This window comes from Burkholderia sp. Bp9140, assembly GCF_003853425.1.
Taxonomy (GTDB): Bacteria; Pseudomonadota; Gammaproteobacteria; order Burkholderiales; family Burkholderiaceae; genus Burkholderia.
Window position 1 is genome coordinate 1 of sequence record NZ_QTPQ01000042.1, and the last position, 16,796, is coordinate 16,796.

General features: G+C 72.1%; 11 protein-coding genes. 2 read left to right on the forward strand and 9 right to left on the reverse strand.

Going from position 1 to position 16,796, the window contains the following annotated elements:
* Positions 1-904: pirin family protein (locus tag DIE21_RS29295; RefSeq protein ID WP_409364659.1), on the forward strand; the 904-nt coding region annotated here is incomplete at its 5' end.
* Between the two features lie 60 nt (positions 905-964).
* On the opposite strand, the gene DIE21_RS29300 is transcribed toward DIE21_RS29295, so the two are convergent.
* The 9 genes from DIE21_RS29300 to bcsB all read right to left on the reverse strand — a co-directional run bounded on the left by DIE21_RS29300 (position 965) and on the right by bcsB (position 15,959).
* The gene (locus DIE21_RS29300; protein ID WP_006761544.1) at positions 965-1,162 is read right to left on the reverse strand and encodes a hypothetical protein; all 198 of its coding nucleotides are present in this window, start codon (positions 1,160-1,162) and stop codon (positions 965-967) included.
* Entirely contained in the window at positions 1,144-2,700 is a 1,557-nt protein-coding gene (gene bcsG, locus DIE21_RS29305; RefSeq protein ID WP_124500948.1) for a cellulose biosynthesis protein BcsG, read from the reverse strand. Before bcsG ends, DIE21_RS29300 begins: the two co-directional genes overlap by 19 nt.
* A gap of 27 nt (positions 2,701-2,727) precedes the next feature.
* Positions 2,728-5,265 carry a UDP-forming cellulose synthase catalytic subunit gene (gene bcsA, locus DIE21_RS29310; protein ID WP_124500949.1) on the reverse strand — a complete coding sequence of 846 codons (2,538 nt, stop codon included), beginning with the start codon at positions 5,263-5,265 and terminating at the stop codon, positions 2,728-2,730.
* Positions 5,262-6,050 carry a cellulose biosynthesis protein BcsQ gene (bcsQ, locus tag DIE21_RS29315; RefSeq protein WP_124500950.1) on the reverse strand — a complete coding sequence of 263 codons (789 nt, stop codon included), beginning with the start codon at positions 6,048-6,050 and terminating at the stop codon, positions 5,262-5,264. The genes bcsA and bcsQ overlap by 4 nt, the downstream gene beginning before the upstream one ends.
* The gene (locus DIE21_RS29320; RefSeq protein ID WP_124500951.1) at positions 6,047-6,256 is read right to left on the reverse strand and encodes a hypothetical protein; all 210 of its coding nucleotides are present in this window, start codon (positions 6,254-6,256) and stop codon (positions 6,047-6,049) included. Before DIE21_RS29320 ends, bcsQ begins: the two co-directional genes overlap by 4 nt.
* Complete coding sequence (gene bcsE / locus DIE21_RS29325) at positions 6,253-8,205, reverse strand: cellulose biosynthesis protein BcsE (protein ID WP_124500952.1); 1,953 nt, start codon at positions 8,203-8,205, stop codon at positions 6,253-6,255. Before bcsE ends, DIE21_RS29320 begins: the two co-directional genes overlap by 4 nt.
* Before the next feature lie 294 nt (positions 8,206-8,499).
* Complete coding sequence (locus DIE21_RS29330) at positions 8,500-12,432, reverse strand: cellulose synthase subunit BcsC-related outer membrane protein (RefSeq protein WP_124500953.1); 3,933 nt, start codon at positions 12,430-12,432, stop codon at positions 8,500-8,502.
* Positions 12,417-13,637 carry a cellulose synthase complex periplasmic endoglucanase BcsZ gene (gene bcsZ, locus DIE21_RS29335; protein WP_124500954.1) on the reverse strand — a complete coding sequence of 407 codons (1,221 nt, stop codon included), beginning with the start codon at positions 13,635-13,637 and terminating at the stop codon, positions 12,417-12,419. The genes DIE21_RS29330 and bcsZ overlap by 16 nt, the downstream gene beginning before the upstream one ends.
* A gap of 3 nt (positions 13,638-13,640) precedes the next feature.
* Positions 13,641-15,959 carry a cellulose biosynthesis cyclic di-GMP-binding regulatory protein BcsB gene (gene bcsB, locus DIE21_RS29340; RefSeq protein WP_124500955.1) on the reverse strand — a complete coding sequence of 773 codons (2,319 nt, stop codon included), beginning with the start codon at positions 15,957-15,959 and terminating at the stop codon, positions 13,641-13,643.
* Between the two features lie 78 nt (positions 15,960-16,037).
* Here bcsB and DIE21_RS37945 point away from each other — a divergent pair, with 78 nt between their 5' ends.
* Positions 16,038-16,796 (forward strand): diguanylate cyclase domain-containing protein, encoded by a 759-nt coding sequence (locus DIE21_RS37945; protein WP_260432559.1) that lies wholly within the window; start codon positions 16,038-16,040, stop codon positions 16,794-16,796.

Here is a 16,796-nt window from a genome sequence, read left to right on the forward strand (position 1 = left end):
CACTAATTACACCCACTACTCCCCCCCCCCCCACACCCCCCCCCCCCCCCCCCCCCCCCCCCCCCCCCCCCCGGGGGGGGGGGGGGGGGGCCGCCCCCCCCGCCCCCCACGCCTCGTCGGCCCGTTCATCTTCTTCGACGAGATGGGGCCGGCCGTGCTGCCGGCCGGCAGCGGCATCGACGTGCTGCCGCATCCGCACATCGGCCTCGCGACCGTCACTTACCTGTTCGACGGCACGCTGATGCATCACGACAGCCTCGGCTTCCGCCAGAAGATCGTGCCCGGCGACGTGAACTGGATGACGGCCGGGCGCGGCATCGTCCACTCGGAGCGCTCGCCTGACGAGGACCGGCCGCTTGAACAGCCCGTGCACGGAATCCAGACCTGGGTCGCGCTGCCGGTCGAGCACGAGGACACCGCACCCGCGTTCGTGCATCACGCGGCCGACACGCTGCCGTCGTTCACGCGCGACGGCGCGAGCGTGCGCGTGATCGCGGGCACCGCGTTCGGGCTCACGTCGCCGGTCGCCGTGTTCTCGCCGACGCTCTATGCGTATGCGCAGTTCGCGGCGGGCGGGCAACTCGCGCTCGATGCGGAACACGACGAGCGCGGCGTGTATCTCGTCGACGGCGACCTCACGCTCGACGGCACGCCGCTCGCGCCCGCGACGATGGCCGTGCTCGAACCCGGCACGAGCGTCGTGCTCGCGAGCGCGAATGGCGCGCGCGTGATGCTGCTCGGCGGCGCGCACCTGCCGGGCGAACGGTTCATCGAATGGAATTTCGTGTCGAGCGAGCGCGCGAAGATCGAGGCGGCGCGCAACGCGTGGGCCGCGCAGACCTTCGGCAAGGTGCCGGGCGAGGAAAACGAGTGGACGCGCCAGCCGGAGCGCAAGGCGAAGTAAGCCGGTAGCGCCTGGTCCATCGATGCACGGCGGCCGGCATGCACGCCGGCCGCCGTGCGTTTACCGCTTCAATCCCATCAGCTTCGCCAGTACCGGCCAGCGGTCGAGCGATTCGACGAACGCGCGCCGCGCCTGCTCGTCGACATAGCGGGCCGGGTCCAGCGCGGGCAGGTGCCGCGCGAGGCCGAGCACGTCATTCGGTTGCGACAGGCGATCGTCGTCGCCTTCGCCGATGTTGATCACTGTTCGTCGATCCATACGCCATCCGGAGTCTTGACTGCGTAGCCGGCGTTCGTCGGCATCGTCACCGTGCCCTCGTTCTCGCCGACCATCCGTGTGCTCGGCAGGTCGGCCGCGTATTGCGCGAGCGTCACGCCAGGCTTGAACGGGCTGCTCGACACGAGGTTCGACAGCAGTTGCGCGAGCGCGAGGAAGCTCGTCGGCTGGTCGATCACGGTCGTCGCGCCGTGATTGCCGGCGAAACCGACGAGCCGCACGCCGACCGGCCCGTGAATGATGCGCGGCGTCGGAATCTCGCGCAGCCCCGCGACCTGGTTCTTGTCGCCGCGCAGCGCGGCGCCGTGCTCGGGCACGAACACGATCACCGCGCGCCGGCCCGACTGCGCGATCAGGTCGGCAAGCCGGTCGAAGTCGGTCATCAGCCGGGTCGCGCGCTGCGGATACGAATCGATGCTGGTCAACGAGCTGCCCACCACGCGGTTGCCGTCGTGCAGGCTGATCGTGTTGTAGTACAGCGCGACCGGGCCCGGCACCGACGCACGCTGCGCGTACCAGTTCGCGAGCGTGCCGTAGTCATCCTTGATCGCCGAGCCGTCGAACGCGTGCATCGCGACCGGCGCGGCCGCGTTCGAGATCATCGGCGCGTCGGGCACGCCGAGGTTGTCGTGAATGACCTGCAGGAAGTTGTCGAAGTGGCCGTCGTGGTTCAGCAGCGACTGCACCGTATAGCCGGCGGACGCAAGCTGCGAGAACAGGTAGCACTGCTGCGGCGCGCTCTTGTACAGGTCCGCGTGCGCCTCCTGCCCGCAGCTCGCGCGCAGCACGCGGATCGCGGCCGGGCCGCTGTAGCTCGCGGCCGTGCTGAAGTGGTTGAACAGGTAGTCGAAGCGGCTCAGCATCGGGTGATTGCGCACGTTCGCGGCATCGAGGTCGTCCCACGACAGCGAGCAGATATGCAGCACGATCACGTCGAACTGCGCGGACGGATCGCTCGCGAGATGACCGAACGCGACCTGCCGCTGCGACTCCTGCGCGCGGAACGTCGCGAGTGCCGCATTGTGATCCTCGGGCTGGCCGGCGCGAACGCCCGCTGCCTCGACCGGCCGCGATGCGGCCGGCGCGGCGACGCGCGCCATCAGCCCGTTGCCGGCCTGCCACAGCGGCATCACGATCAACACGGCGAGCACCAGGGTCGCGACGCGCACCCAGCGGTTGACGATGAAATAGACGATCAGCACGCCTGCCACCGTCAGCACCAGCACCGGCGGCAACAGGCGCGGCAGCAGCTCCATCCAGTAGTCGACGCGGAACGTGCTGACTTCGCGCGCGGCTTCGGCGAGGCGCGCGAGCGGCGGTGCATGCAGTTCGCGCGCGAGCAGCGGCACCGCGATCGCGATCGCGACGAGCTGCCGCACGATGCGCCAGACGCGCTGCCGGATCGGCGCGCTCGCCGCGAGCGCCAGCGCGAACGCGAGGTTCGCGAGCCACAGCGGCTGCAGGTGGCCGGTTGCGAACAGCGCGAACTTCAGGATGAAATACAGATTCCAGAACGTCATCTAAACCACTCCGTGATGGGCGCCGCGTCAGTCGCGCGCCCGATCGAGCTTCGGTGCCAGCATCGACTGCACGCCGCGCGCCACACCCTTCCACATCCGTACGTAACCGTCCAGGCCCACCCGCAGCACTTCCTTCAGTCCGCGCAGCGGCGTGTCCGAACGCGTGCCCGCGTGCCAGTCGAGCCACGCGTCCGCACGGCCGAACGTGCACTGCACGAGCTGGCGCTCCTGCTCGAGCGTCAGCGCCTCGAAGCTCACCCCGACGTGGGTCGGCGTCACGCGGCTCACGCGCACCGGGAACGGGAACGGCCGATCGCCGCGCGTCACGCACACCGTCAGCGTGTCACCGACCGCGAGCGGCAGCCCCGGCACCGCCTCGAGGCCGAGGCCGCCGGTCGAGTAGTCGCTCGTGAAGCACGCGGCCGTCGAGCCGTCGGCGAGCAGGAGCGTCGCCGGCACGCGCATTGCGATCCGGTGCGTGACGCGCACCTGCTTGGTCTCGCGCGCGACGGCCAGCGCCGCGCCGAGCATCGCGAGGTTGTAGACGGTCCAGCCGAGCGTGATCAGGATCGTCGACGCCTCGTCGCCCTGGTCGGCCACGAGCCGCCACAGCCCGGCCGCGATCGCGAGCACGTTCAGCGCGAACAGCACCAGGTACGGCTTCGACGTCGACCAGTCGACGTAGCCTTCGTCGATCTTGCCGCCCTTGTCGGTCACGTTGAACTTGCCGTGCTTCGGGCTGAAGAACGCGACGGTGGTCGGCAGCGCGATGTACCACGCGAGCACCGATTCGTAGACCTCGGCCCAGAACGAATGGCGATAGCGCCCCTGCATCCGCGAATTCGCGACGTTCGCGAGCACCAGGTACGGGATCACGTAGCTCGCGAGCGCGATCGACGACGCGTTGATGAAGTACAGGTGGAAGAACAGGTACGCGAGCGGAATCGTCAGGAACACGAGCCGCGGGATCCCGTAGAAGAAATGCAGCATCGCGTTGCCGTAGCAGATCCGCTGGATGAAGCCGAGCCCGCGCCCGAGGAACGGGTTGTCGATGCGGAAGATCTGCGCCATCCCGCGTGCCCAGCGCGTGCGCTGCTTCACGTGGCCCGCGAGGCTCTCGGTCGCGAGGCCCGCCGCCTGCACGGTCGGCAGGTACGCCGACGTGTAGCCGCGGCGATGCAGCTTGAGCGCGGTGTGCGCGTCCTCGGTCACGGTCTCGACCGCGACGCCGCCCACCTCCTCCAGCGCGCTGCGCTTGAGCACCGCGCACGACCCGCAGAAGAACGTCGCGTTCCACAGGTCGTTGCCCGACTGCACGAGCCCGTAGAACAGGTTGCCCTCGTTCGGGATCTCGCGGAACGTGCCGAGGTTGCGCTCGAACGGATCGGGCGAGAAAAAATGGTGCGGCGTCTGCACCAGCGCGCATTTCGGGTCGCGCAGGAACACGCCCATCGTGGTCTGCAGGAACGAGCGCGTCGGCACGTGATCGCAGTCGAAGATCGCGATGTATTCGCCGTGCGTCTTCGGCAGTGCACGGTTGATGTTGCCGGCCTTCGCGTGGCGGTTGTCGTCGCGCGTCAGGTAGCCGATGCCGGCCTCCCGCGCGAACGCGGCGAACTCGGGGCGCCGGCCGTCGTCGAGCAGGTACACGCGCAGCTTCCCGGTCGGCCAGTCGATGCTCTGCGCGGCGAACACGGTCGGCTTCACGACCGACAGCGGCTCGTTGTAGGTCGGGATATAGACGTCGACGCTCGGCCAGCTTTCGGGATCGTCGGGCAGCGGCACGATCGGCCGGTCGAGCGGCCACGCGGTCTGCACGAAGCCGAGCAGCAGGATCATCCACGTATAGGCCTCGGCACCGTACAGCAGGTAGCCGGCGACCGCTTCGACAGGGCTGCGGAAATCGAGCGTCTGGGTCGTGCGCCACCACACGTAGCGCACCGCGGCGAGCAGCGCGAGCGACGCGAGCGCGAGGGTCGGCAGATGGCCCGGCAGGCGGCGCAGCGCGAGCGCCAGCACCGCGACGATCGCGAAGAATGCGAACTGCGCGCCGGGCATCAGCGGCGACATCCCGGCCGCGGCCCACATCAATGCACCGGAAATCAGCAGCAGCGGCGCGAGCCAGCGGCGCCGGCCGACGCCGTGCGCGTGCGCGTCGAGCCAGTGGCCCCAGCGCGCCCACGGCAGACGCTCGAGCAACGCGTCGACGCGCACGCCGAGCGCGCGCGCCGCGACGTAGACCGGCACGACGAGCGTATCGAACCACGCGAGCGGATCGCGCGCGGGCTGCCCGTCCGCCGCGCGCGGCGCGCGCACGATCGAGCGCCACAGCCATTCGCGCAGGCTCAGCGGCTGAAGCACGCCCCACTCGCGCGCGAGCCACCGGAAGGCGCTGCGCGCCCAGCGGCGCACGCGATCGGGCCGGCCGGGCGGCGGCGCATGGAAGAACAGCCGCACGAGCCAGTCGAGCAGCGTGCGCTGTGCCGGCAGCCCGATCCCGCGCGCGCACCAGTTGGTCGCGCGTCGGGCCGCGGCGCGCCAGCGTGACGCGAGCGCGGCTTTCATCGCCGGGCTCCCGCACGGCCGGTCGCGGCCGCCGCGAGCCACGTGTCGACCCAGTTCGCGACGCCGTTCAGGTCGTGCGACGCCTGCGAATACGGCGCGTCGTCGAAGATCCAGCTGCCGCGCGCGAGCGTTTCGGGCACGGCCGCGTCGACGTGAATCCGCTGCTCGAGCATCGACGCCGGCCCCGCGACCGCGCGCAGCATCGCGAGCGCATCGCGCTGCATGTCGCGCGCGGGGTTCAGCCGGTTCACGACGATCTGCAGGTCGCCGCCGCCGGCACGCAATGCGTCGAGGCGCGCGGCGACGCTCGCGCACGCGGCCGGCTCGGGCGGCACGACGACGAGCGTCAGGTCGGCGCGGCGAATCGCCTGCTCGGCCTGCGGCGACGGATAGCGGGCCGTGTCGACCAGTACCACGCCGTCGTCCGGCAGCGCGATCTCGTCGAGCGCGCGCGACAGCCAGGCCGGATCGGCCACGAGCCGCGCATCGCAGGCGGCGGCGCCCGCCGCATCGACTTGCCCGTACGGCACGAACAGCACGCCGTCGGCATTGCGCCACGTATGCGCGTGCCACGGCGCGGCGTCACCAGGGTCACCGAGCAGGCCGTGCGCGAGCCCGTGTTCGGCAAGCGTGTCGAGCCCGAGCGCCGCGCCCATCAGGTTCTGTGCATCGAATTCGACCGCGACGACCGGCCGGCCGCGGCGCGCGAGCAGCACCGCGAGCGCGGCGGCGAGCGTCGTGCGGCCCGCGCCGCCGGTCGTCGACGTGATGGCGATCGTCTTCATTGCGGGGTCTCGTCGGTGCCGTCGGCATCGGGCAGCAGGCGCCCGCGCAGCGCGACCGGCACGAGTTCGCACGGCACCGCGTCACGCCGGTGCAGCCCGCGCGGCGCATGAAAACCGCGGCCGATGCCCAGGTGCTGCGCGACGATCCACACCGGCACCGCGATCGCGATGCCGACGATGAATCCGATGACGAGTTCGGCGATCATGCGTCCTCCGGCTTGCGCAGCGGCATCGCGCTGCGAATGGCGCCGCGCGTGCGCGCGGCGGGATTGTCGGGTTCCGGCGCCGATGCGTCGACGGACGCGGGCGTCGCACGGATCGCCTCGAGCGCGACGATCGTATCGATCGCGTCTATCGCATCGCTCACTTCACTCGCTTCGGTCGACGCCGTGCCGAGATCGGCGCGCGCCGCCGTGGCGCGCGCGGCACCCGCCGGCTGCGCGGTCGCGAACAGGTCGCTGTAGTCGGCGATCGGCGCGCGCCGGTTCTCGGTCTTCAGCGCGTCGAGCTCGGTGTCGATGCTGCCGGCCCCGAGACACACGACACGATCGGACAGCGTATCGACCGGCGCGTCGAAGATCCGCGCAAGCGCGTCCTCGGCGTCGGCCGGCTCGCACGCGAACAGGAACACGTACAGGTGCCCGGCATCCGCCGTCACGACGTCGCCCGCGCGGCGCGGCCGGCAGTGCCGCAGCGCATCGACGTGCGACACGCCGGGCAGCAGCGCGATCTTCGCGAGCGTATGCGGCAGCGCGAGCACGGCGCCGCGATCGAGCACCGCGCGAATCCGCAGGCAGAACGCGCCGACCGGCAGGTAGCCGAGCACCGAATCGCCGAGCGCGGCCGCGAGCGCCGCGCGATAGTCGGGCGCGACGGGCCGCGCATAGAGCTGCCCGCGCAGCGCGTGCACGGCGGCCTGCATCCGCGACAGCGGCAGGTCGCGCGCGACGACGCGGTTCGCGCCGACGCTCAGCAGCAGCATCTCGAACTGCTGGCGCAGCACCTCGCCGCGTTCGACGACGGCGATCTTCAGTGCACCGCCGCACTGCCGGCGCAGCGCGTGAACGGCCGCGCACAGCGCCTCGAGCTGGGCATGCGAGCGGAACGCGAGCACCGCGGTCGCGGCCTGCGCGTGCGCACAGGCGGCGACGACCGCCGCGTTGTCGTCGACGAGGTCCCAGCCGGCGGGCACGCGGCCCGCGTCGTCGAGCACCGCGCGGCTGACGATGACGCGATCCTCGTCGATCGCGAGCTTCATCCGGCGCGACGGTTCGACGGCGCCGCCGTCGACGATCGCCGCGAGCCGGCCGTCCGGCGCGAAGCGCAGCGGCCTCACTTCGCCGGCCGCGAGCGTGTCGCCCGCGCGCCAGAAATCGACGACCCACAGCAGCTCGCCGTGCGTGCGCTGCAGCTGCGCGACGCCCGAGCACACGCCGTGAAAGCCGCTGCGCGGCGCGCGATTCGCGTCGCGCACGAGCGGCGGATCGTCGGTGTCCGGATCGGCGCCGGTGCGCACGATCTCGGGATCGACCAGCAGCACCAGCGCGATCCGGTGCGTGCGGCACCAGTCGGCGAGCGCGTGCGCCTCTTCCGCGAGCGCGGCCGGATCGTCCCAGCTGAACCAGCGTTGCGCGCCTTCGATGAAATACAGCGAGCGCGCGCGAAAGCCGTAGCGCTTCATCGCACGCAAGCCGCCCGTGAGCCGTGCGAACGGACCCGGCGCCGCACGGCGCGGCACGCCCGGTTCGATCGCGGCATCGCCGTCGGCGGCCGCGGGCGCGGGCGGCATCGCCAGCACGTTGAGGTTGCGCGGCCAGCCGGCCGGCTGCGCGCCGCCCGCGAAACCGCGCGCCTGCATCTGCGCGGCCACCCGCGCCGCGTCGCGTGACAGCACGACCGTCACGTCGCGCGTGCGCGACTGCCGCGCGCTTTCCCACACCAGCGCGTCGCACGCCGGCGTGCCGGCGGCCGCGTAGACGGTGTACAAGCCGCCCGCTTCCAGTTGCGTCCACGCATCGGGCAACCCGTCGATCGCGAGCCGGCTCAGCGGGCCGGCGCGGCCGCCCGCCGGACCCATGCGCAGCAGCGCGCGCAGGCGGCCCAGCAGGCCGGCGGCGCCGAGCGCGGGACGGGTTGCATCGATTTCCGTATTCACGCGCTTCCCCTAGGGTCTGCTTGCATATGGAACGCACATGCGTTGCCACGAGAACGGCCGCTCGCGAGGCGCGCGACGCCGCGAATACTGACGTATTCGCAAGGAGCGCAACGCGGCGAGCGGCCGTTCTCGTGGCAACCCCAAATTAAAAAACCCATTCCAGGGGAATGCCCGAAAGCGCCCGTATGGCGGCGTCGCTCGTCGCTTGTTTGGCACGGCCAAACGGCGCTCCTCACTTCTTGCCCTACGAGCGCTTTCGGGCATTCGCATGTGCGTTCCATATGCAAGCAGACCCTAGTAATCCGAATAAAGCCGCACCGGCGTCGGCGTGACGAGCCAGCTGCGCTCCGCGCGTGCGTCGAACGCATAGCGCAGGTACACGAGCGCCGAACTCGGCGCATAGTCGTGCGACCGGTCGACGTGCAGTTGCGCGCCGACGCTCAGGTGCGGATTCACGCGATACTCGGCGATGCCGTTCACGCCGTACGAGAACGACACGCCGCGCGTCGAACTGCCCGCGTAGACCAGCCCGGCCGCCTCCTGCGCGGCGCGCTGGTCCGCGAAGGTCGGGTAGAACAGCGAATCCTTTTCATGGCTGTTCGAAATCCCGGCCGTGACGGTCAGGTCCCACGACAGCGCGTCGCGCCGCCCCGCCCATTCGATCGGCACGCCGAGCGACAGGTAGCGCTGCGGGCTGTAGTAGCCGCCCTGCCCGTACGTGTAGTAGCGCAGGTTCTGCGCGTAGTGCCACGCATTGCCGACGAGCCCCGTGCTCACCCTCATCGTCGCGCGTTCGTACACGGGCACCGTGAAGCCCGAGCGCAGCGTGACTTCCGCGTTGCGCTCGACGTTGCGGCCGGACAGCACGCCCGCGCCGAGTTCGGCGAACAGGTTCACGCGCCCGACGTCGACCGCCGCACGCAGGTTCACGCCGTCGCGGCGCACGCCGCCCCATACCGCACCGGTCCACGGGTCGCGCATCCCCGCATACGACAGCACGCTGCTCGTTTCCGGCCGGCGCGACGCGTTCACGGTGAAGCTCGCCGGGCCCGCGTCGAAGCGGTAGCGCACGCCGCCGACCAGGTAATGCACCGGGAAGCCGAGCGGCGACGTGCCGAGATCGACACGCCACGCGTCCGTGCGGTAGCCGGCGCCGAGCGCGACGCCCGTCATCGGCTGGTGCAGGTCGCCCTGCGGATGCGCGATCAACGCGGCGGCCTGCTGATTCAACGGCGACTGCACGGGCAATGCGGCCAGCGCGTTGAGCGCCCCGTAGGTCCCGAAGGTCTTCAGCGAATACGCGTTCGGGTCGCTCGTATCGAGCGTGCCCGCGTCGAGATGCACGGTGTCGAGCTGCAGGAACGCATGCCCGTCGTAGCGCACCGGCATCTGCATGTAGATCGGCACCTGCTGCGCGCGGTACGCGGAAATCCCTTCGTCGCCCGACTTGTACGCGGGCAGCCAGCCGATCTCGATTTCCGGATCGCGCCGCTGCTCGAGATCCGCGAACGCGGCCTGCGCGGGCGTGCGGCCGTCGCGGCCCGGGCTGACGCCGCTCGTGCGTTCCTGCGACAGCGACAGCCGGTACAGCGACGCGGCATCGTCGTAGCGGCCCTGCGCCTCGGCCACGCGGCCGGCCGCGACCGTCACGTCGGCGCGCGCCGGATACGCGGCCTGCAGCCGGTCGGTCAGCAGCGCGGCTTCGTCCGGGCGGCGCAGCGCGTTCAGGCGGCGCACGGCGGACAGCCGCGTATCGACGTCGTCGTCCGGCGTGCGCGCGAGCACGGCCTGCACGCGCGCGAGTGCCGCCGCGCGATGACCGCTGTCCTGGTCGATCCGCGCAAGCGCGAGCTGCGTATCGGCGTCTTCCGGCGTGCGCGCGACGACCGGCGCGAGCGCGTCGCGTGCCGCGTCGTAGTGCCCCTGCGCGCGTTCGAGGTCGGCCAGCTCGAGCGCATGGCGCTTGTCCGCGCGTCCGGCCGGGCTCGCGCGATCGAGCAGCGTGCGCGCGCGCGCATAGTCCTGCTGCGCGATCGCGTCGTCCGTCTGCCGCAGCACGAGCCGCAGCGACTGATCCTCGATGCGCGCGGTCTGTGCCGCCGTCAGCGCCGGCTCGCGACGCAGCGTGTCGAGCCACGCGGCGAGCGCGTCGTCGCGTCCCGCGCTGCCGAGCAGGTCGCCGTAGCGCAGCCGCACATCGGTATCGGCATCGTGCGGATGCGCGGCGATCCAGTCGCGCAACGGCGCGAGGCCGCGCTCGGGTTGGCCCGCGTCGATCCACTGCGCGCCGATCGCGGCCAGCATGTCGGGATCGTCCGGCGCGCTCGCCTGCGCATGCGCGAGCGACGCGGCGAACGCCGTGCGATCGCCGCGGCCGAGCGCGGTGCGCGCATCGGCCAGCGCGCCTTCTGCGTCGAGCTTGCGCGCGAGCGCGCGCATGCCGTCCGAGCGGTGCGCGTCGTCGACGCCCGCGAGCGCGGCCTGCGCGCCGGCGACGTCGTCGAGCGAGTTGCGATACAGCGCGCTCGCATAGCGCATCTCGGGCGTATCGCTCTGCGCGAGCCCGTCGTCCATCACCGTGCGGCCGAGTTGCGGCAGCCCCATGTCGCGATACAGCCGCGCGAGCGCGAAACGCGTCCACGGCGCATCGGGTGCCGCGCGCACCGCCGCTTCGTAGCGTTGCGCGGCCGGTCCGCGTTCGCCCTTGTCCGCGAGTGCGCGCGCCTGGTTCGCGAGCAGGTCGGCACGCAGGCCGTCGAGCGCCCGGCGGTCATCGCGGCCCGTCACGCGGCCTTGCAGCGCGTCGAGCAGCGGGCCGATGCGGTCCGCGCGGCCGGTGTTCTCATACAGCGTCGCGGTGTCACGCACGGCCGACACGTTCGGCGAACGGGCGGCCAGCAGTTCGCGCAGCACCGGCTCCGCGCGTGCCCAGTCGCGCTGCGCGAGCAGCGCATCGGCGAGCTGCAGCTTCGCGTCCAGGCTGCCGGGCTGCATCGCGAGCGCGGCGCGCGCCGCGCGCTCGGCATCCTGCGGGCGTCCGGCCGACGCCGCCGCGCGGCCTTGCGCGAGCCGCCCCCAGAACTGCGCGGTGCGCGCGAGGCCCTGCCACTTGCCGCGCTGGTCGGCCGACAGTGCCGCGGCACGCGTGAACAGCGCACGCGCTTCGTCGTGCCGGCCTTCGCGCAAGCGCAGCAGGCCGAGCCCGCCGACCGCATCGGCATCGTCGGAGCGCGCCTGCACGGCGCGCGCGAGCAGCGGATCGGCGCCGGCCAGGTCGCCGCGCGCGAGCGCCTGCAGGCCGCGCTGCTGCGCGATGTAGTCGGGATCGCGTTCGAGCCGGCGCTGCGCGTCGCGCTGCCGGTCGAGTGCGGCGGCGCGATCGCGAAATTCGGTGTCGTCCGGCACACGCGCCAGATACGCCTGCAACGCATCGAGATACGCGGGATCGTTACCGGCGGACTGCAGCACGCGCCGCCACACGGCCATCGCTTCCGTATGGTCGGTGTCGGCCCGCTTCGCGAGCGACCAGGCGATCCGGTTCGCTTCCGCGCGCGTGTCGTCGCGCTGGTTCAGGAGCCGCGCGAGCGCCAGCGCCGCGCTCGCGTCCTGCGGGTCGGCCGCGACCGCGCGGCGCAACGCGGCGATCGCCGGTTCGCGGCCGCGCGGCGCGTTCGAGACGATCTGGTAGTACTCGGCGCCGAGCGCGCCGGACGGCGCGCCGTTCGGAAACAGCGCGACGATGCGCCGCGCCGCTTCGTCGGCGCGGCCGCTGCGCGCGAGCAGGCGGATCTGCGCCATCTCGCCGCGCCCGCTCGTCGCGACGCGGTATTCGTCGGCCGCGCGACGCGTGTCCGGTGCCGCGGGCGCACGGGCCTGCAGGCGTGCCAGCGCGGCCTGCGCGCCTTGCGCGTCGCCGAGCCGCAGCAGCACGCGCATCTGTTCCGCCAGCAGCTCGGGATCGTCCGGCGCGATCAGCAGCCCCTTGCGCAGCGCGTCGCGCGCGAGGTCGTCGCGATGCTTGGCGCCCCACATGCGGGCGGTCGCGAGCTGGCGCTGCGCGTCGGACGGATCGGCCGTGGCCGGCGCCGATGCGGACTTCGGCGCGACGGTTTTCGGCGGCGTGGCGGCGGCGACGGCGGCCGCGGCCGGCGCCGCCGCACAGACCGACGACGCGAGCCACGCGAACCCCGCGACGCGCGGTACGGTGAGCTTCATCGGACCGCGCATGGACGGCCCTCCCAGCGCGCATCGAGCGCCCCGTCCGCGCCGAACCGGTAGCGGCCGTCGCGCCAGCCGAGGCCGAACAGCGTCAGCACGCTCGTGTAGTAGCCGGGCGCCGACTGGCGCGCGAGCGTATCGACGCGGGCCGCCTGCGCATCGGCGAGCGCATGCTGGCCGCGCGCGTCGAGGAACGGCACGGCCGCCGCGGAGAAGCCGCCGTTGCCGTCGTTCGGCCCCGCGACGCCGGTCGTCGTGTCGACCTTCTCCGGCGGTGCGCCATGCGCGGCGATGTAGTCGGCAAATGGCGCAAACCGTGCAAGCAGCGGCGCGGCAAGCGGATCGGCGCGATCGAGCATGCCGGCCCACAGGTACACGCGGATCGCGTTGTACGCGCTTTCCGCACGGGTCTGCGGATCGGGCCCGAAGCCGGCGCCCGCGCGATACAACGCCCAGTCCGGCGCAAAGCCCTTCGGCGCGGTGTCGAGCAGCACGCGGCCGGTGCCGGCCGCGAGCGCGGCCCAGCGGCGCTCGTCGGGCAGGCGCGTGGCGAGCCCGCGGATCACCTGCGGCGGCGAATAGCTGGGGTTCACGCGCCATTGACCATCGGCCAGCTTGAACCCGGTCGGCCCGGGCAGCAGCGTGAGGCCGAGGCCCGGCACGCTGGCCGTCTCGTCGTCGAGCACGCGCTTCGCGAGCAGCGCGCCGCGCGCGGTATAGCTGCGCTCGCGCCACAGCCGTCCGGCTTCGACGAGCGTGTAGGCGATCCACAGGTCGGCATCCGACGCCGCGTTCGCGTCGAGCACGCGCCATGCGCCGTCCGGCGCGCGGCCCCACAGCCACGCCGGCAGACGAGCGCTCAGGTCGCCCTGCGCGAGGTTGTTCTCGGTCCATGCGAGGATCGTGTCGAACGTACGCCGGTCGTTCGCGACGAGCGCGAAGAACAGTCCATACGCCTGCCCCTCCGATACCGTGCGCGAATCGGCCGAGCCGACGTCGATCACCCGGCCGTCGGCCGACACGAAATCGCGCTTGAACGCGTCCCAGCGCGGCCACGCCGCGCCGCACTGCAGGTCGGTCGCGCCGCTTTGCGCGGCCTGCGCGCGCCCGGCGGTCCCGGCCGCCGCGCACGCTGCCGCGACGGCCAGCACGAGCGTCGTGCCGGCGCGACGCGCCGGCCGCGTTGCCCGTCGCCTTGCGAATGCCCACGCCATCCGTTACATCCCCCGTCGGCGCGCGGCGATCCTCTGCAGCACGCTGAACACGCCGAGCGCGAGCAACAGCCCCGCGACGACGCCAACCACGCCGAGCACGACCGGGTGCCGCGCCGCATGCGTCCAGACGCGCGCATACCACGGCACGAAGCCGACCACGTACGGCTCGCCGACACGCAGGCTGTCGACCTGCCCCGGCCGCACCAGCGCGAGGTCGCCCTGCAACTGCGACACGAGGCCCGGCTTCTCGAATACGTCGAGCAGGTCGGCCAGGCGCGTCTGGTCGGTCGCCGTCAGCGCAACGACGCTGCGGCCGTGGCTGCCCGGCAGCTCGAACCCGGCGAGCGCGGCGAGCGCGCCCGTCTGTTCGACATGCGCGCCGCCGTCGGCCATGCCGACGCCGTTGCGCCAGCGCTCCTTCACCGAGAATGCGACACGCGTCGCGCCCGTGCCGGGCTGCTGGTCGATCGACAGCGGCAGCGCCGCGCGCCAGCGCGACAGCAACGGCGACGCGGGCGAGCCGTCGATCACGAGCAGGTCCTTGCGGCCCGCCAGCGCGGCGACGTCGCCGGGCCGCGCGACCTGCACGCGCAGCGCGGGGAAGCCGGTCCACTGACCCATGTGGCCGAGCATCGTCAGGTAGGCTTCGAGCTCGTGCGGCGACGGCCGGTCGGGAATCACGACGGCCGTCTGCGACAGGTCGGCGAAACGCGTGAACGGGAAGCCGCTGTTCGCGAAGAACGCCAGATTCGGCAATTGCGCGTAGTGGACGAAGTGCGAGAAGTCGATCGTCGAATCGGGATCGATCGCCGCGCGCTGCGGCTCGGTCGCGGTGCTTGCGCAGAGCCCCGTCTTCTGCGAATCGAGCGTGAAGCGGAACTGCAGCTGGTTGCCGCTGCCGACGCGGAATGCCGGGATGTCGACATCGCTCGTCACGCGCCCTTCCGGCACCGACAGCAGCGGCAGCTGCATGCGCCCGCGCGCGTCTTCCGCATGGGCCGGCCCGAGCCGGTACGACTTCACGAGCTGCTCGTTGATCTCGACGGCGAGCGTCGAGTTGTCCTGCACGGTCGGCGCCGTATAGCGATAGCGCAGCGTGATCGGCACGCCCGAGCCGTTCCACGAATGGAGATCGGCCGGCACGCGCAGGTTCAGCCGGATCGCGTCGGGCGACGTGCCGCGCACTTCGAGTTCGCGCGGATCCGGCACCAGCTCGCGGAACGCGATCGGCCGGTTCACCGGCAGCCAGCGCGGTGCGTCGTACGGCTGGCGCGGCGCGCCGAGATCGACGTGCGCGACCGTCGCCGCCGGGCCCGACAGCGCCGCGCGGCCGAGCACGAGCGTAGCGACCGCGTCGTCGACCTCGGCCGCCGTGCGGCCCGTCGCGACCAGCAGCTTGCGGCCCGGCGCGGCCGGGTTGTCGGCGACGGCGAGCAGCGGGCCGTTGATCGACGGCAGCGCGAGGCCGGCCGGCAGCGTCGCAGCCGTGCCGACCACCACCGCCTGGTCGTCGGCCGGCAGCGCCGCTGCGACCGGGAAGCGTGCCTGCCGGTAATCGGCCTGCGCGCCGAACCACGACGCGAGCACACCGGCGCTGCGCAGCGTCGCCGAGTCGGGCGACGCCGGCAGCACGAACGGCAGCCGCAGCAGTCCGTTGTCACGCCGGTCGAAGAACGGCGCGGGCAGCAGTGCGAGATCGTTCGGCAGGCGCACCGGCGACTCGTCGAGAATCAGCTCGCTGGTCGGGCTCACGTCGGCCCACAGTGCCGAGTTCGACGGATCCTCGCAGTGATCGAGCGTGTAGTGCGCGATCAGGCGCAGCCCGATCTGGTTGAAGTCGGAGAAATAGCGCGGATCGATCGGGATGTCCTGCGTGACCGTGCGGCCCGCGCGCGCCGCGTCGAACGGGACGGTCGCGACCACCTCGCCGTTCATCGACACTTTCAGGTGCGACATCGGGAACACCAGCGACGGCGAGTACGCATAGGTCAGGCGCAGCCGTGCGCCGGTGACCACCCGGTCGAGCCGTACGCCCGCGCTGATCGTGCGCGCATCGTCGGCGCCGCGCAGGCGCACCGGATCGAATGCGCCAAGCGACGCGAACGGCAGGTGCACGGTCGTCGCCGGCAGGCCGGCGGCGCTCGGCGCGGCCGCGAGCGGCGGCACGGCCGCGCCGCTGGCGAGCGCCGGCCCGGGCGGACTGCCCGCGGACGCCGAAGCGGCCGCGGGCACCGCCGGCATCGGTGCGGCCGACAGCGCGGCCGCATGAAACGCGCCGAACGTGGCGACCGACAGGACGAACAACGACATCGCCGCCTTCATGCGCGGCCCCGCATCGTCGCGATCATCCGGTCATCAAGCGCGTCGCGATCGGCGCGCGCAAAGCAGCTATGCCCGTGAGTGCACATCCCCACTGCTTCCCCTCATGTCTGGCCTGAATGCATTTATGGAAACGACGCGCCGGACTCCTCCGCTGCCGGTTCGTCGTACTGCGCGCGCCTGGCACCGGCGCACGCCCATTCGTCACACTATCTCAAAATTAGGGCAGAACTTACCCTGATTCGTGATGACGAAGGGAAAAAAACTCAATTCGGTCGGAAATGCTGCGCGCCGCGATTGAATGGCAAGAATTACGCCGTTGCTGGCGGTCGGGCCGCCCGGCATACTGCCGGCTGGCCGGACGGCGACCACGACCCGTTGCGACCCGTTGCGAGCCGCCGGAACGCGCTGCCGCGTGAGCGGCGCGTATGCTACCGCAAGCCCGCGTCGCGCGCTGCGTTTTCTCGATGGAAAACTGACCTGGATCAAATCGTCGACACCGCCACCCCGTCCTCCGACACGCTGCTGCGCATCATCGCCGCGCGCATGCTCGGCGCCGTGCGGCGCTCGGATACGGTTGCGCGGGTCGGCGGCGACGAGTTCGCGGTGATCCTGCCCAACGTCGGCAACCGCGACGATGTCGACGCGCAGCGCGCCCGGCTCGCCCGGCAGGTCGGCGAACCGTTCGAGTTCGAGGGGCATCCGCTGCGGCTCGGCGTCAGTGTCGGCGTCGCGATGCTGCCCGACGACGGCACCGACATGAATGCGCTGATCGAGTACGCGGACCAGGCGATGTACGAAGTGAAGCGCACGCGGACGCAGCGGGTGGCGCACGCGTGA